We start from the raw sequence: 18,824 nt of genomic DNA on the forward strand, positions 1-18,824 counted from the left end.
CGCGCTGTGTGCCCGACCGCCCCGCTGTCGCGTGAGCAGACCCCTGCCGACTGCTCACGCGGACCCGTGCTGCCACGGTGGTGCCCCGCCAGAGACCTCACCGCGTCCGCCCGACCCGCCGGAGCGGGCCGTCGAAGGGAAGGAGCGCCGCCCCCGCGCCCTGATACACCCCGGACGGGCTCGCGTAGGCTTGCCCCTCGTGGCCACCGACTTCACCCAGGAGATCAAGGACCTGCGCGCGACCATGGCGTCGGTCCGGGAGGTCACCGACCTCGACGCCCTGCAGCAGCAGATCCACGACCTCGAGCAGCAGGCCGCCGACCCCTCCCTCTGGGACGACCAGGAGCGCGCCCAGAAGGTCACCTCGGGGCTGTCGCGCGCCAAGGCCGAGTACGAGCGGGTCACCGGCATGGACCAGCGGATCGAGGACCTCGAGGTGCTCGTCGAGATGGGCCAGGAGGAGGACGACGCCGACACCCTCGCCGAGGCCGAGCGCGAGCTGCAGTCGCTGCGCCAGGCCGTCGCCAACCTCGAGGTGCGCACCCTGCTCTCCGGCGAGTACGACGAGCGCGAGGCCGTCGTCACCATCCGCGCCGGCGCCGGGGGCGTCGACGCCGCCGACTTCGCCGAGATGCTCCTGCGGATGTACCTGCGCTGGGCCGAGCGCCACGGCTACCCGACCAAGGTCATGGACACGAGCTACGCGGAGGAGGCCGGGCTGAAGTCGGCGACCTTCGAGGTCAACGTGCCCTACGCCTACGGCAACCTCTCGGTCGAGGGCGGCACCCACCGGCTCGTGCGGATCAGCCCGTTCGACAACCAGGGCCGCCGCCAGACGAGCTTCGCCGCCGTCGAGGTCGTCCCGCTCATCGAGAGCACCGACTCCATCGAGATCCCCGAGAACGAGCTGAAGATCGACGTCTTCCGCTCCAGCGGCCCGGGTGGGCAGTCGGTCAACACCACCGACTCCGCCGTGCGGATGACCCACCTGCCGACCGGCACCGTCGTGTCGATGCAGAACGAGAAGAGCCAGATCCAGAACCGCGCCGCCGCCCTGCGGGTCATGCAGTCACGGTTGCTGCTCCTGAAGAAGGCCGAGGAGGCCGCCGAGCGCAAGGAGCTCGCCGGCGACGTCAAGGCCAGCTGGGGTGACCAGATGCGCTCCTACGTCCTCCAGCCCTACCAGATGGTCAAGGACCTGCGCACCGAGCACGAGGTCGGCAACCCCGACAAGGTCTTCGACGGCGACATCGACGACTTCATCGAGGCCGGCATCCGCTGGCGCCGCGCCCAGGAGAAGGCCACCGCCGAGGTCTGAGCCGATGGACGCCGATTGACGTCCATGGTGCCGCGAGTCGCGGCGGCCGCGTCAGAACAACGATCCTGCGCACTCGTTCCTGGGTCCGGATTGCCGGTACAACGCTCGCCTTGCGAATTCTCGCAATATGGATCCCTGCGGCGCGCGGCTGGCAATAACTTCACTTGGGGAGCCCTACGCGAAGGGCTACTGGTGGAGCGCTAACCGCAGGGGGGAGGTGAGTCGGATGAAGGTGAAGGTACGTCGCGCTGAGAAGGTAGAGGCCACCGGAGCATTCTCAGCACAGCGTATCGTGAACGCAGCAGTCGTGGCAGGAGGCGTTCCGGTGTATTCGGAGCGAGCCAAGTAACCCGAGGTCGTGTCTATACGGTAATACCGCGCGAAACAGGTCGCTTCGACTGCCTTAATGTTCACTACTCGCAGCAAGATCCGCAGTTTGTTGAGCAGTTCGCAGGGTTTCAGGCCTCACATTTTCGAACCTCCATCAGTTGAATATGCGCCGTCGATCTACTTTCTCGCTTCCATAATTGTGGACGAAGCGGTTCGAGTCTTGACGGGTTATGCTCCCCCGCGCAGCCTGGGGAGACAGTTCGAACTGGATTACGAACAAGGAACTTCCTTCGCCCATCCGGCGTGGCCGCGGCTCCCGAACGACTGTCCCACGTGTGGCACCGGTAGCGTTACCGACTGGCGAACCTTTCAGCATTACTCTGTGCCCTCATGGGAAGACTAGAAGATTGGGCCAAGGTGCCGATCATGGTCAAACCCTTCAGTTCTCGGAAGTTGAAGAACGGTCATTGGGTGGTCGTGGCACGGGAGGCAGATATTCTCGTAGTCCCACATGAGGTAATGGAGGTGCTGGTCGGGGGTAGCGGACCCTGCGGTGCTTTGCCATGACCTGTGGCGCCTGGGCTCTTCTCATGTGGCTCGGTCGAGCAGTCTCAATCACACTGTTTCTGCTGTACCTTGTGCCGATCGGTGTCCTTCTGGGCCGCAGCTTGACTTGAGTCTTTGTGCGCGCGGGGCGAGCCAACTAGCGCCGTGACCGCCGTCCGGTACAGTTCGGGGTCCACGTCATCGGGGTCCACGAGCCGCAGGACCGACAGGCCGACATCGAGGGCGAGGAGGATCCTTTCCTGGTCCGGGGCATCCACCGCGGCCAACCCGCTGTCGCGAGGGATGAGGCTGCGCCCAGCCTCAGGATGCGGCCGCAGGACCTCTCGCAGCTGAGTGCGTAACTCCTCATGGCGGAGGGCGTAGGCCATGAAGTCGAGGAGCAGCCGGGCATAGCTCGCCTGTTCACCCGCGCGTGCCGTGTCCACCCACACGTCACACCAGGTGTCGAGACGCGCCCACTCGTCCCCGGGATCGTCGAGAACCTGCTGGAAGGCGTGGGCCTGGGTGGTGTCTTGGAGCCGATGCCGAATGACCGCGAGGATGAGGTCGCCCTTGCTGCCGAAGTTGGAGTACACGGCCCCCTTCGTCAGACCGGCAGCGGAGGCCACGTCGTCGAGAGAGGCGCCGTCGACACCGCGCTCACCGAAGATGCGCTCGGCGGTGTCGATGAGTAGGCGTCGGTTGTTCTCCTGGCGTTCGGTCCGCGTCAGCCGCTGCATGCCCGCAATCTACGAGCGCCGCCAGGGCGGGTCAGCGGTCGAGCGACACAATTGGGATACTATCGGTATGTGAACCGTCCCGAGAGTTACCATGTGCCGACGTTGGCCGTCCAGCGGGTGACGAAGACCTACGCCGCACGCTCGGTGCGTGCCAACGACGAGGTCTCCCTCAGCGTGGACGGCGGGACGCTGCTCGCGGTGGTCGGTCACAACGGAGCCGGGAAGACGACCCTGCTCAGCCAGGTCATCGGAGTGACCCGTCCGGACTCCGGGGAGATCACCCTCGACGGGGCTTCGCTGGTCGCCGACCCCGGGCTCGCCCGGCGAACGGCGTCGATGATGCCTCAGCTGCACGCACCTCTGACCGGTGTCACGCCGCGCCAGGCGGTGGTCGCCGTCGCGCGTCTTCGCGGCGCGTCCTCCCGCGATGCGCGCTCGGCGGCCACGCGGCTCTTCGCCGCCCTCGACATCGAGGAATTCGCGGACCGCGCCGGCGAGAAGCTGTCCGGCGGAGTTCGTCGGCTGGCCTCGCTGGCCATGACCGCTGTCCGCGCGCCGACGATCGTCCTCGTTGACGAACCCACCAACGACGTCGACCCCGTGCGCCGTCCGATGATCTGGTCGGTGCTGCGTCGCCTGGCGGACGACGGACGCATCGTGCTCGTCGTGACGCACAACCTCCACGAGGTGCAGCAGACGATGGACCGGTTCGTCCTCATGCAACGAGGCCGGGTCCTGATGGACAGCACCCCCGCGACCGTCGCCGGTGCGCTCGCGCCCATGACGCTCACCGTCCATGACGCCCGCCCGGGCATCGAGGACTCCGCACCCCGTTGCCGCGACTCCGTCCGGCGAGGCGCGGATCTCGAGCTCGTGGTGGCGCCGGACCAGGTGGTGGCCGTTGCCTCGTGGGCCGTGGACCTCACCCGCAAAGCGCTGGCCTCCTCGTTCGCGCTGGAGCCTGCGTCGCTGTCCCGCCTCTACGAGCGAGTCACCCGTGCCGGATGACGTGAGCCCGCGGGGTGGACAGGTTGCGCTCCCACAGCGAACGGACACGCCGAAGCTGCCCTGGACGTCGACCTGGTGGTCGCTCGTGCGATGGAGCATGGTCCGGCATCGATACCTCCTCCCGGTGTTCACGGCCGTCCAGGCGCTGTTTGCCGTGGCCATCGTCTACGGTCTCGCGCTGCTGCTGCCCGAGGTGGACGCGGCCGCCGCACGCCGGCTCTCCTCGGGGGCCTGGACCCTGGGCGTCATCGCTGTGGGGTGTGTTCTGGCCCCGCGGGTCGTCACGGCGTCGAAGCAGGAAGGTCTCCTGGAGTACCAACGGACGCTGCCGGTACCTCCCTCCGCGCTGCTCCTGGCGGACATGACCGTGTGGGGCGTTGCTGCCCTGCCCGGGATCGCCGTCGGCGTCGCCGCCTCGGTGACGCGCTTCGACCTCGACCTGAGCCCCGGCCCGTCACTGGTGGGGGCGCTGGTCCTCGTCTTGGTCGCCGCGACGGGGATCGGTTACGCGATCGCCTACTGGTTGCCTCCGGAGGCGGCGGGCCTGGCGACGCAGGTCGTCATGATCGGAGGGCTGTTGTTCTCACCGATCACGTTCAGTCCCGACCGCCTGCCCGCGTGGGCGGCGACTGTGCACGAATACCTGCCGTTCGCACCCATGGGCAACCTCGTCCGGGAGAAGGCCTTCGGCGGTGCCGTGGACGTCCGGGACCTCGTCGTCGTCGCAGTCTGGGGAACAGCCGGTGTGCTGGCCGCCCTCGGCTACCTCGTGCGACGTCGGTGACGGATCGACGTTCGTTCCTCGGCCCTATGGTGGGTCGGGTGACCGCGCCCGAGACCACGCCCGCCGCCACCTGGGCGGACTGGGAGGCCGAGCTCGTCGCCGCCGTGCTCGCGCTCGAGGACGGAGCCACCGTCACCGCGGCCGCCCCGGTGAAGCACGCGCGGATGGCCGCGACCGGGGGGCGGCTGCGCTGGCTCGCCGGGTCCCGCCGACGCCCGCTGCTGCCGACCGCCCGGCTCGTGCGGGTCGAGGACCACCTGCGCGGGCACTGGACGGGCTCGCGCCGGCTCGGCGGGCGCTTCCCGTGGACCGCCGCCGAGGAGGAGGCGCTCCTCGGGCTCGGCTGGCACCGCCCGACCGTCGGCGACGGCGAGGACTTCGTGCGGTTCTGGCCCGACGACGTCCCCGGGTCCCCCTACCTCGACCCGGCCGACGCCACCCGCGCCGCGGCGGCGGTCGCCGCCACCTTCGGGCAGGTGCTCGGCGTCGAGCCCGACGAGGGGCTGCCCACCCTGCGCGGCACCTGAGAGGCCGAACGCGCCGACGGCGGGGCGCTCACCGGGATCCACGGGTCGCCGACCTATCCTCGAAGCCGTCGCGGCCCGTCCGCGTCCACCCCTGCCCCCGAGCCCCGAGGCCCGCCGACCCGCATGATCCGCTTCGAGAACGTCACGAAGGTCTACCCCCGCTCGACCCGTGCGGCCGTCGACGACGTCAGCGTCGACATCGATCGCGGCGAGTTCGTCTTCGTCGTCGGCCCCTCCGGCTCGGGCAAGTCGACGATGCTGCGCCTCGCGCTGCGCGAGGAGGCCGCGACCAACGGGCTCGTCCTCGTCGCCGGGCACGACCTGCGCCGGATGCCGATGCGCCAGGTGCCCCGGCTGCGGCGGGAGATGGGCGCGGTCTTCCAGGACTTCCGGCTGCTGCCGAACAAGACCGTCCACGAGAACGTCGCCTACGCCCTCCAGGTCATCGGCAAGCCGCGGCACGCGATCCGCCAGCTCGTCCCGGAGACCCTCGAGATGGTCGGCCTCGCCGGCAAGGAGAAGCGCTTCCCCCACCAGCTCTCCGGTGGCGAGCAGCAGCGCGTCGCCATCGCGCGCGCCGTCGTCAACCGGCCGCAGATCCTCCTGTGCGACGAGCCGACGGGCAACCTCGACCAGCGCATCAGCCTCGAGATCGTCCGCCTGCTCGACCGGATCAACCGCACCGGAACGACCATCGTCATGGCCACCCACGACCACGACATCGTCAACGAGATGCGCCGCCGGGTCATCCAGCTCGACGACGGGCGGGTCGTGCGCGACCAGCAGGACGCCGAGTACGACCGCCCCGAGGAGGCCTGAGATGCAGATGCGCTTCCTCGCCTCCGAGGTCGGCTCCGGGCTGCGCCGCAACGTCTCGATGGCCGTCTCGGTCGTCCTCGTGACGATGGTCTCGATGTTCCTCCTCGGCCTCGGTCTGCTCGCCCAGCGGCAGGCCGACACCATGAAGGGCTACTGGTACGACCGCATCCAGGTGTCGATCTACCTGTGCACCGCCGACGCCCTCCAGCCCAACTGCGAGGGCAAGGCGGTCACCGACGCCCAGCGTGCCGCCCTGCAGTCCCAGCTCGAGGCGCTGCCCGAGGTCAAGCAGGTCTTCTACGAGTCCGAGAAGCAGGCCTACGACCGGTTCAAGGAGCAGTTCCGCAACAGCCCGATCGCCGGCAACGTCCAGGTCGGGGACATCCCGCAGAGCCTGCGCGTGCAGCTGGAGGACCCGACGAAGTTCCGCAACGTCACGACCCAGTTCGAGGACGCACCCGGCGTCGCGACCGTCCAGGACCAGGAGAAGGTCCTCAGCAAGTTCTTCACGATCATCAACTGGATCACCGTCTTCGCGGTCTTCCTCGCCGCGCTCATGGCCGCCTGCGCGGCCCTGCTCATGGCGACGACGATCCGGCAGGCGGCCTTCATCCGCCGCCGCGAGATCGGCATCATGCGTCTCGTCGGGGCCTCGAACTGGACGATCCGGATGCCCTTCGTCACCGAGATGGTCATCGTCTCGCTCGTCGGGGTGGGGCTGGCCGTCGGGCTGCTCGTCGGCCTGACGCAGTACGTCTTCACCGAGGGCGCCAGCCAGATCGCCCTCTCCCAGGCGTTCATCGGCGTCTCCGACGTCTGGCTGCTCGCCCCGTGGATGCTCGGGGGAGTGCTGCTCATCGCCGTCGCGACGAGCCTGGTCACCCTGCGCCGCTACCTGCGGGTCTGACCCCCGGGCCCGCGCCCGCCTGAGAGAACGCTGACCGGCGAGGCCGGTCGGTGGCACTTTTCTGCCCTGATGTCTGTGCAAACCACTGTGGTTCGTGTTACCAATGGTGATCATGGGACCACGTGACCGCGGGCTGCGGGCTGCCTCGAGGCGGTTCGTCGGGCTGCTCACCGCGGTGACCTGCACCGCCGGTCTCGCCCTGGTCGGCGCGCCCGGTGCGCCCGCGGCCCAGGACCCGGGCGCCGAGAAGAAGAAGGTCGACGCCCAGGTCGACCAGCTCGAGGACCACCTCGACGACACGAGCGCCGCGCTCTCCAACGCCTACCAGCGCCTGCACGCCACCGAGAGCCAGCTCCCCGCCGCGCGCAGTGCCCTCAGCGAGGCGCGCGAGGCCGCCGCCGCTGCGGACGCCGCCGAGGCGCAGGCCACCCAGGAGCTCGAGATCGCCAAGGCCAACGAGGCCAAGGCCGAGTCGGACCTGAAGAAGGCGACCCAGGAGGTCGCCGACGGCCGCGAGCGGATTGCGCAGTTCGCCGCGCAGATCTACCAGGAGCAGGGCTTCGGCCAGCTCGACGTCGCCCTCTCCAGCGAGAAGCCCCAGGAGTTCGCCGACCGGCTCGCCATGGTCGACACCGTGCTCGACGTGCAGAACGCGACGATCGAGCGGCTGAGCACCGAGCAGGCCAGCCTCACCGCGCTCGAGGACCACGTCTCCGCGCTGCGTGCCGACTCCGACCGCAAGCAGAAGGCGGCCGCGGCGGCCCTGGCCAAGGCCGAGTCCGCCCAGGCCGCCGCCGCGCAGGCCCAGGCCGCCCTGGAGTCCCTCGCCGCGACCCAGCAGAAGCAGGCCGACGGCTACGAGGACCAGCTCGCGACCGACAAGAAGCAGCTGGCCGCGATGAAGTCCGAGCAGGAGCGCCTCGCCAAGGTGCTCGCCAAGCGGGCGGCCGAGGCCCGCGCCCGGGCCGAGGCGCGGCGCAAGGCACAGGCGGCCAAGCGCGCGGCTGCCGAGGCCAAGCGCCGGGCGCAGCAGAACCAGAGCAGCTCGGGCTCCTCGGGTGGCTCCTCCTCGGGTGGCTCCTCGAGCGGGTCGAGCGGGTCGAGCGGCTCCTCCTCCTCCGGCGGCTCCAGCGGCGGGTCCTCGACGAGCTCGGGCTACCTCTCCCGCCCGGTGCACACCGGCTGGATCAGCTCGGAGTTCGGGATGCGCTACCACCCGATCTACCACTACTGGAAGCTGCACTCCGGGCGGGACTACGCCGTCGGCTGCGGCACCCCCGTGTACGCCGCCGCCTCCGGGACGGTCATCCAGACGACCTATACCGCGGGCTACGGCAACCGGGTGGTCATCGACCACGGGCTGCAGCGTGGTGTCGGGCTGGCGACGACCTACAACCACCTCTCGAGCATCGTCGTCGGGGGCGGCTACGTCAGCCGGGGCCAGCTGATCGCCTACAGCGGGACCACCGGCTCCTCCACGGGCTGCCACCTGCACTTCGAGACCCTCGTCAACGGCAGCTTCGTCGACCCCGCGGCTGGCTGAACACGCTGTCCTGACCGCCGCACCGGGACACCTCGGGGGGCGGCCCGCCCGCGGACGGTAGCCTCCTGCTCGTGGCCAAGGACAGCGGGAAGGACCCGGGGAGGAAGCTCGTCGCGAGCAACCGCAAGGCGCGCCACGACTACCACGTCGAGGACACCTACGAGGCCGGCCTCGTCCTCATGGGCACCGAGGTCAAGGCCCTGCGGATGGGCCGGGCCTCCCTCGTCGACGGCTGGGCCGGCTTCGACCGCGAGGGCGAGCTGTGGCTCGAGGGCGTGCACATCCCCGAGTACGTCAGCGGCACGTGGACCAACCACACCCCGCGCCGGCGGCGCAAGCTGCTGCTGCACCGGCGCGAGCTGGAAAAGATCGCCCAGGCCACCCGGGAGACCGGGCACACCATCGTCCCGCTCAGCCTCTACTTCAGGGACGGGCGGGCCAAGGTCGAGATCGCGGTCGTCCGCGGCAAGAAGGCCTACGACAAGCGCCAGACGCTGCGCGAGCGCCAGGACCGGCGCGAGGCCGAGCGCGCCATCGCCGCCCGCCGGCGGGGCGAGGAGTGAGGTGACCGCCGGGGGGCGCCGGCGGTCGGTCGCGGCCGGCCTGGCCGGGCTGCTCGGCGGCCTGCTGCTCGCGGGCTCGGTGGCGCTGCCGGCGGCCGCGGCGACCTCCGCCGACACCCTGGCCGGCGGCACGCTCGTCGGGGGCCGGCTCGGTGCCTGGGGCGGGTCCCCGGGCTCGGTGGCCGCCGCCGAGCAGGCCGACTCCCTCCACGTGGCCGTCGAGGCCGAGCGGGACGGCTCGGTGGTCGTCACCGAGGACATCACCTGGCGCTTCCCCGAGGGCGAGCAGCGCCACGGGATCTACCGCAACGTCCGCGTCCGTGCCGGCTACCAGGACAGCGAGACCCGCTACCGCTACTACGAGCTCTCCGGGGTCGAGGTCACTTCACCGACCGGGGCGCCCACGGACATCACCGTCGAGGACAACGGTGCCGACCGGCGCATCCGGATCGGCAGCCCGTCCGAGACGGTCTCCGGCACCGCGCGCTACGTCGTGCGCTTCCGGTTGGCCCACCTGGTCAACGACATCGGCGACGGCACCGCGGAGGTCTACTACGACGTCGTGAGCACGGCCAACGGCGTGCCGCAGCACGACGTGCGCGCCACCGTCGCCGGCCCGGTGCCCGTCACCCGGGCGGCGTGCTACTACGGCGAGTTCGGCTCGACCACCGCGTGCGAGGCGTCCGCCGGCGACCCGGCCTCCTACCGGGTCCCCGACCTCGAGGCGCGTGAGGGCGCCTCGGTCGTCGCCTCGTTCCCGCGCGGCGCCTTCGGCGACCTCGCGCCCGACCTGCGCACCGGCAGCGTCTCCAGCGACGAGGGCAGCCCGCTCAGCCCGGAGGCGGCGCGCACTCTCGGGCTGCTCACCCTCGGGGCCGGGGCGCTCGTCCCCCTCGGTGCGGCCACCGCCATGGGCCTGCTCGTCTGGCGCCGCGGCCGGGACGAGCAGTACGCCGGGCTCACGCCCGGTCTCACCCCCGGGGTGGACCAGCGGCCGGTGGTCGTGCGCGGTGGCGACGCCCCGACGGTCGCGGTGCGGTTCACGCCGCCGGACGGCGTCCAGCCGGGGATGGTCGGCACGGTCATCGACGAGGAGGCCGGCATCCTCGACGTCACCGCGACCATCGTCGACCTCGCCGTGCGTGGGCACCTGCAGATCGGCCGGGACGACTCCGGGCACTTCCGGCGCGAGGACTGGGTGCTCACCCGGACCACCCCGCCGGCACGCTCGGCCCCGCTGAGCCCCTACGAGCAGCTCCTCCACGAGTCGCTCTTCGCCGCCGGCGACACCGTGGCGCTCTCGTCCCTGAAGAACCGCTTCCGCCCGACCCTCGACGCCGTGCAGCACCTCATGTACGACGAGGTCGTCGAGCGCGGCTGGTTCCGGCGCAGCCCGCAGGCCCAGCGCTCGGGCTGGATGGCCCTCGGCACGGTGGTCGCCGGCCTCGGCGTCCTCACCGGCTTCTTCCTCGTCGGGCCGGCCTCCGGGCTGTTCGCCGACGCCGGGCTGCCGGCGAACCCCGGCTGGGTGCTCGCCGGGGGCCTCGTCGTCGGCGGGCTCGTGACCCGGGCGCTCGGCCGGCGGATGGCGGCGCGCACGGCCGAGGGGTCGGCCGTCCTGGCCCAGGCCCGCGGCTTCGAGCGCTACCTGAAGACCGCGGAGGCCAACCAGATCCGCTGGGAGGAGGCCCAGGACGTCTTCTCCCGCTACCTGCCCTACGCCATCGTCTTCGGCGTCGCGGAGCGCTGGGCCGAGGTGTTCGAGGAGCTCGCCGCCACCGCGGCCGCGGCCGGGCACACCGTGCTCGCCCCGGCCTGGTACTCGGGTGCCTGGTCGGCCGCCGGCTTCCGCGACATCGCCTCGAGCATGGACTCCTTCTCGACGCTCGCCGCCGGCACCTTCGTCTCCACGCCGGGCTCGTCGGGCTCCTCGGGGTTCAGCATGGGCGGCGGCTTCTCCGGCGGTGGCGGGGGAGGGACCTCCGGCGGCAGCTGGTGACCACCGACGAACGGGCCGCCCCCATGAGGGAGCGGCCCGTTCGTCGCGTACCGGGGGTCAGTGCTTGAAGGCGTCCTTGACCTTCTCCCCGGCCTGGCGCAGGTCGGACTTGGCCTGGTCGGTGCGGCCCTCGGCCTCGAGGCTCTCGTCGTCGGTGGCCTTGCCGGCCGCCTCCTTGGCCTTGCCCGAGGCGTCGGTGGCCGCGTTCTCCAGCTTGTCGTCGAAACCCATGGGTGCTTCCCTTCGTCGGTGATGGGAGCATCGAGCCGCTTCTTGACCAGGTGCCGGTTCCCCTACGGTAACCGTCCCGGCCCCCGGCGGGGCGTGCGCGGGTCAGCCCTCGACGACGAGGACGAGGTCGCCCCCCTCGACCTGCTGGTGGCCGTCGATGGCCAGCCGCGCCACGGTGCCGCCCGTCGGGGTCGTGATGTTGGCCTCCATCTTCATCGCCTCGATGGTCGCGACGACGGCGCCCGGCTCGACGGTGTCGCCCTGGGCCACGGTCGGGGTGACGACCCCGGCGAACGGCGCGGCGACGTGCCCGGGGGTGCCCGGGTCGGCCTTCTCGGCGGCCTTGGTCTCGGCCTCGACCGAGCGGTCGCGCACCTGGACCGGGCGGAACTGGCCGTTGAGCGTGCACATGACGTTGCGCATGCCCTGCCGGTCGGCCTCGCCCACGGAGCTGATGCCGAGGAGGAGGCGCTTGCCGGCCTCGATCTCGGCCTCGTACTCCTGGCCGTGCTCGAGTCCGTGGAGGAACTCGATGGTGCCGAGGACGGACAGGTCGCCGTAGAGCTCACGGGTCTGCTCGTACTCGCGCGTCGGGCCGGGGAAGAGCAGCTCGTTGAGGGTGCGTCGGGTGTCGGTGACGAGCGAGGCCTCCTGCTCCTCGGTGAGCTCGGTGACCCGCGGCTTGGCCTTGCGCCCCTGGAGCGCCTTGCTGCGGAAGGGCTCGGGCCAGCCGCCCGGCGGGTCGCCGAGCTCGCCCTCGAGGAAACCGATGACCGAGTCGGGGATGTCGTAGCGGGTCGGGTCCTCCTCGAAGTCGGCCGGGTCGGCGCCCGCGCCGACGAGTGCCAGCGCGAGGTCGCCGACGACCTTGCTGCTCGGGGTGACCTTGACGAGGTTGCCGAGGATCCGGTTGGCCGCGGCGTACATGTTCTCGACGTCCTCGAAACGGTCGCCGAGGCCGAGCGCGATCGCCTGCTGGCGCAGGTTGGACAGCTGCCCGCCGGGGATCTCGTGGAAGTAGACCCGCCCGGTGGGGGAGGCCAGGCCGGACTCGAACGGGGCGTAGATCCGGCGCACCGCCTCCCAGTAGGGCTCGAGGGCGAAGACGGCGTCGATGTCGAGCCCGGTCTCGCGCTCCGTGCCGTCGGTCGCGGCGACGAGGGCGGACAGGCTCGGCTGGCTCGTCGTGCCGGCCATCGTCGCGGTCGCGGCGTCGACGGCATCCACGCCGGCGTCGATCGCCGCGAGGAGGGTGCCGACCTGCCCTCCGGCCGTGTCGTGGGTGTGCAGGTGGACGGGCAGGTCGAACCGCTCGCGCAGCGCCGTGACGAGCCGGTGGGCGGCGGGCGCCCGTAGCAGTCCGGCCATGTCCTTGATGGCGAGGACGTGGGCGCCGGTCCCGACGATCTGCTCGGCGAGGCGCAGGTAGTAGTCGAGGGTGTAGAGGTCCTCGGCCGGGTCCATGAGGTTGCCCGTGTAGCACAGGGCCACCTCGGCGACCGCCGTCCCGGTCTCGAGCACGGCGTCGACGGCCGGGCGCATCTGGTCGACGTCGTTGAGGGAGTCGAAGATCCGGAAGATGTCCAGCCCGGTACGGGCCGCCTCGTGGACGAACGCGTCGGTGACCTTCGTCGGGTACGGGGTGTAGCCGACGGTGTTGCGGCCCCGCAGCAGCATCTGGAGGGGGACGTTGGGCATCGCCTCGCGCAACAGCGCCAGCCGCTCCCACGGGTCCTCGTGGAGGAAACGCAGGGCCACGTCGTAGGTCGCCCCGCCCCAGGCCTCCATCGAGAGCAGCTGCGGGGTGGTGCGGGCCACGTGGCCGGCGACGTGCAGCAGGTCGCGGGTGCGCATCCGGGTCGCGAGCAGGCTCTGGTGGGCGTCGCGGAAGGTCGTGTCGGTGACCGGCACGTCGGTGCGCTCGCGCAGCTGCCGGGCGAAGCCCGCCGGCCCGAGCCGCTGGAGGAGGTCGCGGCTGCCGGGGGGCAGCGGGGCCTCGCGGTCGAGGGCGGGCAGCTTGGTGCGCGGCTTCAGGTGGGTCGTCGCGGGCCCGTGCGGCTGGTTGACCGTGACGTCGGCGAGGTACTGCAGCAGCTTGGTCCCGCGGTCGCCGCCCATCCGGGCCTCGAGCAGCTCGGGCCGCTCGTCGATGAAGCTCGTCGTGGCCTCACCGCGCTGGAAGGCGGGGTCGGCGAGCACGGCCTCGAGGAAGGGGATGTTCGTCGAGACCCCGCGGATGCGGAACTCGGCGAGGGCCCGCCGGGCCCGGCGCACGGCCGACTCGAAGTCCCGGCCGCGGCAGGTGAGCTTGACGAGCATCGAGTCGAAGTGCGGGCTGACCTGGGCCCCGACGAAGACCGTCCCACCGTCGAGGCGCACGCCGCCGCCACCGGCCGAGCGGTACACCGTGATCTGGCCGGCGTCCGGGCGGAAGCCGTTGGCGGGGTCCTCGGTGGTGATCCGGCACTGGAGGGCGGCGCCACGGGTGCGGATGTCCTCCTGGCGCAGGTCGAGGTCCTCGAAGGTGTCACCCGCGGCGATCCGCATCTGCGAGACGACGAGGTCGACGTCGGTGACCTCCTCGGTGACGGTGTGCTCGACCTGGATGCGCGGGTTCATCTCGATGAAGACGTAGCGGCCGTCCTCGCCGAGGAGGAACTCCACGGTGCCGGCGTTGCGGTAGCCGATGGCCTCGGCGAAGCGCACGGCGTCGGCGCACATCCGCTCGCGCAGCTGTGGGTCGAGGTTCGGGGCCGGGGCGATCTCGACGACCTTCTGGTGGCGGCGCTGGACCGAACAGTCGCGTTCGTAGAGGTGGAGCACCGTGCCCGTGCCGTCGGCGAGGACCTGCACCTCGATGTGCCGGGGCCGCACGACGGCCTCTTCGAGGTAGAGCGTGGGGTCGCCGAACGCGGCGTCGGCCTCGCGCTGCGCCGCCTCGAGCGCCTCGCGCAGCCCCGCGGGCTCCTCGACCCGCCGCATCCCGCGCCCACCGCCACCGGAGACGGCCTTGACGAACACCGGGAAGCCGATCTCCTCGGCCGCACGGGCCAGGGCCTCCAGGTCGGTGCTCGGGTCGGCGCCGCGCAGCGTGGGCAGCCCGGCCTCGCGTGCGGCGGCGACCGCCCGGGCCTTGTTGCCGGCCAGGTGCAGCGCCGAGGCCGGGGGGCCGATGAAGGTGATGCCCTGGGCCTCGCAGGCCTCGGCGAGGTTCGGGTTCTCCGAGAGGAAGCCGTAGCCGGGGTAGATCGCGTCGGCGCCGCACTCGACCGCGACCCGGACGATGTTCTCGTAGTCGAGGTAGGCCCGCACGGGGTGGCCCTCTTCGCCGATCTCGTAGGACTCGTCGGCCTTGAGCCGGTGCTCGCTCGTACGGTCCTCGTGCGGGAAGACCGCGACGGTCTTGGCGCCCAGCTCGGTCGCGGCCCGGAAGGCACGGACCGCGATCTCCCCGCGGTTGGCGACGAGGATCTTGTGGAACACGGCGGGGACCTCCGGGGCTCGGCGGTGGGACGGCACCACCCTAGTGAGCCCGCGGCCGGCGGGGCCGAGCCGTCCCGCGGGTGGGGAACACGCTTGGGTCTGCCCGACGTTGGACGGCATAATGGGTTCTCCGCCGGGCCGACCGGCCGCGGCGGGCGACAACTGAACAGCGTGGGAGTACGCCCCCCACGGGGGTGATCGGTTTCGACATTGGTCGGATGTCCAGTGGGAAGCGGGTCGAGGACGCACGGTCATCTCGTACAACGCTCCGTGCACACCAATAGGTGCCGATTCCAAGCGCACCGACTTCGCCCTCGCCGCCTGAGCGAGCCCGAAGTCCGTTGGCCTAGGTTCGATCTCGACCTAGTCACCAGCGTCAGCTAGAGATCTTGCTGCGTCGTCGTGCCGAGCGGCGACGCGGGACTCCCACTCGGCTGGGCCTGTCGGGGAACGTGTGCGCGCGAGCCCCGGGGCCGAGAAAATCCACAGCGCACTGCACCCGGAGAAGCCCTGGGCTGCCGTCAGTGGACGCGGGTTCGATTCCCGCCACCTCCACCATCGGCGCACTCCCACGCTGTTCGGCGACGGCCCGGACCCCGCGCGGGTCCGGGCCGTCGGTCGCGTCAGCCCCCGACCGCGCAGCGACCGGCCTCGAGTCGGGCCACCGGGACCCGGAAGGGCGAGCAGGAGACGTAGTCCAGGCCGGACTCGTCGAAGAACCCGATCGACTCCGGGTCGCCTCCGTGCTCACCGCACACGCCGAGCTTGAGGTCGCCACGGGTCTGGCGCCCCTCCCACGCGGCGATCTGCACGAGCCGGCCGACCCCCGTGCGGTCGATGGTCTCGAACGGCGAGACCCCGAAGATGCCCTTCTCGAGGTAGCGGGAGAAGAACGAGGACTCGACGTCGTCGCGCGAGAAGCCCCACGTCGTCTGGGTCAGGTCGTTGGTGCCGAAGGAGAAGAAGTCCGCCGTCTGGGCGATCTCGCCCGCGGTCAGGGCCGCCCGGGGCAGCTCGATCATCGTCCCGACGAGGTGGTCGAGATGCACGGCGTGCGCCACCCGCACCTCGTGCGCCGCCGCGTCGATCTCCTCGCGGATGGCCCGCAGCTCGCGCACGTCGCCGACGAGCGGGACCATGATCTCCGGGCGCGCCTGCCCACCGGCCTCGACGACCAGGGCCGCCGCCTCGAGGACCGCCCGGGCCTGCATCGCGAACAGTCCCGGGATCGCCAGCCCGAGGCGCACGCCGCGCAGGCCGAGCATCGGGTTCTGCTCGTGCAGCCGCAGCACGGCCCGCAGCAGGGCGGTGTCCCGCTCGGAGTGCTCGCCGCGCTCGTCCTCGATGGCGACCCGCACCGACAGCTCGGTCAGGTCGGGGAGGAACTCGTGCAGCGGGGGGTCGAGGAGACGCACGGTGACCGGTCGGCCACCCATCGCCTCGAAGAGCTCGACGAAGTCGCGCCGCTGGAGGGGGAGCAGCTCGTCGAAGACGACCTGGCGCTCCTCGTCACCCTCGGCGAGGATCAGCCGCTCGACCATCGCGCGGCGCTCGCCGAGGAACATGTGCTCGGTGCGGGCCAGGCCGATGCCCTCGGCGCCGAAGCGGGCCGCGCGCGCGGCGTCGGCCGCGTTGTCGGCGTTCGCCCGCACCCGCAGGCGCCGTCGGCGGTCGGCGACCTCCATCATCCGGTGGACGGCCCGCACGACCGGCGGCGCGTCCTGTGGGTCGACCTCGCCCTCGAAGTAGCGCACGACGGGGGAGGGGGCCACGTCGACCTCGCCCCGGAAGACCTCACCGGTGGACCCGTCGATCGAGATCGTCTCGCCCTGGCGCACGACCGTGCCGTCCGGCAGGGTGAGGCAGCCCGCCCGGGTGTCGACGTCGAGCGCCTCGGCGCCGCACACGCAGGTGCGCCCCATACCGCGGGCGACGACGGCGGCGTGGGAGGTCTTGCCGCCCCGGCTCGTGAGGATCCCGCGCGCCGCGACCATCCCGTGCAGGTCGTCGGGGGTGGTCTCGCGGCGCACGAGGATGACGGGGGTGCCCTCCTGGGTCATCCGGACCGCGGTGTCGGAGTCGAAGACGGCCTGCCCGACGGCCGCGCCGGGGGAGGCGGCCATGCCCGTCGCCACGGCCTCGGCCCCGCCGCCGTGGACGAAGTGCGGGAACATCAGCTGGGCCAGCTGCTCGCCGGTGACCCGGGAGAGCGCCTCCTCCTCGGTGATGACCCCCTCCTCGAGCAGGTCGGTCGCGATCCGGAAGGCCGCCTCGGCGGTGCGCTTGCCGACCCGGGTCTGGAGCATCCACAGCCGGCCACGCTCGATCGTGAACTCGATGTCGCACATGTCGCGGTAGTGCTCCTCGAGCCGGGCCATGATCTCGAGCAGCTCGCGGTAGCTCGCGGGGTCGATCCGCTCGAGGTCGGCGAGGGTGAGGGTGTTGCGCACGCCCGCGACGACGTCCTCGCCCTGGGCGTCGGGCAGGTAGTCGCCGTAGGTCCCGCGCTCACCGGTCGCGGGGTCGCGGGTGAAGGCCACCCCCGAGCCGGAGTCCGCGCCGCGGTTGCCGAAGGCCATCGCCTGGATGTTGACCGCCGTGCCGAGGTCGGCGGGGATGCGCTCCCGGCGGCGGTAGAGCGCGGCCCGGTCGGAGTTCCACGAGTCGAAGACGGCCACGACGGCGGCACGCAGCTGCTCGAGCGGCTCCTGGGGGAAGGGCGCCCCGGACTCGCGCAGGATGACCTCCTGGAAGCGCGCGGCGAGGCCACGCAGGTCGTCGACGTCGAGGTCGACGTCGGCGGTGACCCCCCGGGCCCGCTTGGCCGCGTCGATGGCGTCCTCGAACAGGTCACCGTCGAGCCCGAGGACGGTCTTGCCGTACATCTGCAGCAGCCGGCGGTAGGAGTCCCACGCGAAGCGCGGGTCACCGGTCTGGTGGGCCAGGCCCTCGACGGCCGCGTCCCCGAGCCCGACGTTGAGGACGGTCTCCATCATCCCGGGCATGGAGAACTTCGCGCCGGAGCGGACCGAGACCAGGAGCGGGTCACCGGGGTCGCCGAGGCGGCGGCCCATCCGCTGCTCGAGGGTCGCGACGTGGGCCTCGACCTCGCCCCACAGCCCCTCGGGGGCCTCACCGTGCGCGAGGTAGTGGCGGCAGGCGTCCGTCGTGATGGTGAACCCCGGCGGCACCGGGATGCCGAGCCGGGTCATCTCGGCGAGGTTGGCCCCCTTTCCCCCGAGGAGGTCCTTCTGCTCTTTGGACCCACTCTCGAACTCGTGGACGAACGGTGCCACGGCCCTCGCCTCCTCGCGATACGGCGCTCAATACTACTCAACGTAGTAGATCACAGCGTAGTACCCCGAGGGGTATTGCGAGGATGTAACGCGCGTCTCAGGCCAGGTCGAGGCGGTACCGGTCGCCGTCGGGGACGAAGCCCAGCCGCGCGTAGTACGGGGCCACCATGCCGGCGGGGGTGAGCACCCGGACGAAGCCCCGCTCGCGGAAGAGACCAGAGCGGCGGAAGACGAACTCACCCGGCGCGAAGTCCCGGAAGCGCGGGGTGACGTAGTCGAGCGCGACCTCGGCGGTGCCCTCCCCGGCGTCCCGGACGAGGACCACGCCGGCGGTCTCGTCGCCGTGCTGGACGAGGTAGGTGGTGCCGGAGGCGACGTCCGCGGGGGCGAACCCGGGGAAGAACCGCGCGATGTCCTCCCGGTAGACCTCGAGGAAGTGGCGCAGGTAGCCGTCGCCGGGGCCGACCGCGACGACGCTGTAGGCCCGCTCGTCCCCCCGCTCGCGCAGCATCCGGGCGACGAAGTAGACGTTGATGCCCGCGAGCGCGACGTTCATCGCGACCATCGGCCACACCCCGAGCAGCGCGTTGAAGACGGTGAGGATGACGCAGGCGACCGTGTTGAGCACGCGCAGGCGCAGGATGCGCGCCTGGAGCAGCGAGAAGACGAGCAGGGCCGAGCCGAACCAGCCGAGCGCGTCGAGCCAGCTCATGCGTGCGTTCCGGGGGCG

General features: G+C 71.5%; 14 protein-coding genes and 1 other RNA gene. 10 read left to right on the top strand and 5 right to left on the bottom strand.

The genetic code is table 11. The features are described 5' to 3' along the window. Nucleotides 1-199 precede the first annotated feature (199 nt). On the top strand, nt 200-1,318 hold the full coding sequence (gene prfB, locus G8D98_RS09220; protein ID WP_166102080.1) for a peptide chain release factor 2: 1,119 nt from the start codon (nt 200-202) through the stop codon (nt 1,316-1,318). 941 nt (nt 1,319-2,259) lie between these two features. Here the strand turns inward: prfB and G8D98_RS09225 are convergent. After that, nucleotides 2,260-2,934, bottom strand: a complete 675-nt coding sequence (locus G8D98_RS09225) for a TetR/AcrR family transcriptional regulator (protein ID WP_166102083.1) — start codon at nt 2,932-2,934, stop codon at nt 2,260-2,262. A gap of 93 nt (nt 2,935-3,027) precedes the next feature. Here G8D98_RS09225 and G8D98_RS09230 point away from each other — a divergent pair, with 93 nt between their 5' ends. The 8 genes from G8D98_RS09230 to G8D98_RS09265 all read left to right on the top strand — a co-directional run bounded on the left by G8D98_RS09230 (nt 3,028) and on the right by G8D98_RS09265 (nt 11,084). After that, nucleotides 3,028-3,942 carry an ABC transporter ATP-binding protein gene (locus G8D98_RS09230; RefSeq protein ID WP_166102085.1) on the top strand — a complete coding sequence of 305 codons (915 nt, stop codon included), beginning with the start codon at nt 3,028-3,030 and terminating at the stop codon, nt 3,940-3,942. 97 nt (nt 3,943-4,039) lie between these two features. Continuing rightward, nucleotides 4,040-4,726, top strand: a complete 687-nt coding sequence (locus G8D98_RS09235) for an ABC transporter permease (RefSeq protein WP_166102444.1) — start codon at nt 4,040-4,042, stop codon at nt 4,724-4,726. Between the two features lie 38 nt (nt 4,727-4,764). Continuing rightward, nucleotides 4,765-5,253, top strand: a complete 489-nt coding sequence (locus G8D98_RS09240) for a TY-Chap domain-containing protein (protein ID WP_166102088.1) — start codon at nt 4,765-4,767, stop codon at nt 5,251-5,253. 123 nt (nt 5,254-5,376) lie between these two features. Beyond that, a complete protein-coding gene (gene ftsE, locus G8D98_RS09245; RefSeq protein ID WP_166102090.1) occupies nt 5,377-6,072 on the top strand; it encodes a cell division ATP-binding protein FtsE in 696 nt (231 codons plus the stop codon). Between the two features lies 1 nt (nt 6,073). Further along, on the top strand, nt 6,074-6,979 hold the full coding sequence (gene ftsX / locus G8D98_RS09250; protein WP_166102092.1) for a permease-like cell division protein FtsX: 906 nt from the start codon (nt 6,074-6,076) through the stop codon (nt 6,977-6,979). Between the two features lie 112 nt (nt 6,980-7,091). Further along, nucleotides 7,092-8,522: a M23 family metallopeptidase gene (locus tag G8D98_RS09255; protein ID WP_166102095.1), complete on the top strand. Its 1,431-nt coding sequence runs from the start codon at nt 7,092-7,094 to the stop codon at nt 8,520-8,522. Between the two features lie 71 nt (nt 8,523-8,593). After that, on the top strand, nt 8,594-9,085 hold the full coding sequence (gene smpB / locus G8D98_RS09260; protein WP_166102097.1) for an SsrA-binding protein SmpB: 492 nt from the start codon (nt 8,594-8,596) through the stop codon (nt 9,083-9,085). A 1-nt stretch (nt 9,086) separates the two neighbouring features. Further along, nucleotides 9,087-11,084 carry a DUF2207 domain-containing protein gene (locus G8D98_RS09265; protein WP_166102100.1) on the top strand — a complete coding sequence of 666 codons (1,998 nt, stop codon included), beginning with the start codon at nt 9,087-9,089 and terminating at the stop codon, nt 11,082-11,084. Between the two features lie 57 nt (nt 11,085-11,141). Here G8D98_RS09265 and G8D98_RS09270 read toward each other — a convergent pair whose 3' ends face one another. Beyond that, on the bottom strand, nt 11,142-11,315 hold the full coding sequence (locus tag G8D98_RS09270) for a CsbD family protein (protein WP_166102102.1): 174 nt from the start codon (nt 11,313-11,315) through the stop codon (nt 11,142-11,144). A 102-nt stretch (nt 11,316-11,417) separates the two neighbouring features. Next, complete coding sequence (locus G8D98_RS09275; protein WP_166102105.1) at nt 11,418-14,798, bottom strand: pyruvate carboxylase; 3,381 nt, start codon at nt 14,796-14,798, stop codon at nt 11,418-11,420. A gap of 190 nt (nt 14,799-14,988) precedes the next feature. Here G8D98_RS09275 and ssrA point away from each other — a divergent pair. Next, nucleotides 14,989-15,356: a transfer-messenger RNA gene (gene ssrA / locus G8D98_RS09280) on the top strand. 65 nt (nt 15,357-15,421) lie between these two features. On the opposite strand, the gene ppdK is transcribed toward ssrA, so the two are convergent. Both ppdK and G8D98_RS09290 read right to left on the bottom strand, forming a co-directional pair. Next, nucleotides 15,422-18,094, bottom strand: coding sequence for a pyruvate, phosphate dikinase (gene ppdK, locus G8D98_RS09285; RefSeq protein WP_166102108.1), 2,673 nt, complete (start codon nt 18,092-18,094; stop codon nt 15,422-15,424). A 97-nt stretch (nt 18,095-18,191) separates the two neighbouring features. Then, nucleotides 18,192-18,806 (bottom strand): YgjV family protein, encoded by a 615-nt coding sequence (locus tag G8D98_RS09290; RefSeq protein WP_166102110.1) that lies wholly within the window; start codon nt 18,804-18,806, stop codon nt 18,192-18,194. Nucleotides 18,807-18,824 lie beyond the last annotated feature (18 nt).

The sequence above is a fragment of the Phycicoccus endophyticus genome (genome assembly GCF_011326735.1).
GTDB lineage: Bacteria > Actinomycetota > Actinomycetes > Actinomycetales > Dermatophilaceae > Phycicoccus > Phycicoccus endophyticus.

Bases quoted from the DNA above. Each gene is read 5' to 3' on its own strand.
- ftsX (WP_166102092.1), top strand. From the start codon at position 6,074: ATGCAGATGCGCTTCCTCGCCTCCGAGGTCGGCTCCGGGCTGCGCCGC.
- ftsE (WP_166102090.1), top strand. From the start codon at position 5,377: ATGATCCGCTTCGAGAACGTCACGAAGGTCTACCCCCGCTCGACCCGT.
- G8D98_RS09235 (WP_166102444.1), top strand. From the start codon at position 4,040: ATGGTCCGGCATCGATACCTCCTCCCGGTGTTCACGGCCGTCCAGGCG.
- G8D98_RS09270 (WP_166102102.1), bottom strand. From the start codon at position 11,315: ATGGGTTTCGACGACAAGCTGGAGAACGCGGCCACCGACGCCTCGGGC.
- G8D98_RS09225 (WP_166102083.1), bottom strand. From the start codon at position 2,934: ATGCAGCGGCTGACGCGGACCGAACGCCAGGAGAACAACCGACGCCTA.
- G8D98_RS09290 (WP_166102110.1), bottom strand. From the start codon at position 18,806: ATGAGCTGGCTCGACGCGCTCGGCTGGTTCGGCTCGGCCCTGCTCGTC.
- G8D98_RS09255 (WP_166102095.1), top strand. From the start codon at position 7,092: ATGGGACCACGTGACCGCGGGCTGCGGGCTGCCTCGAGGCGGTTCGTC.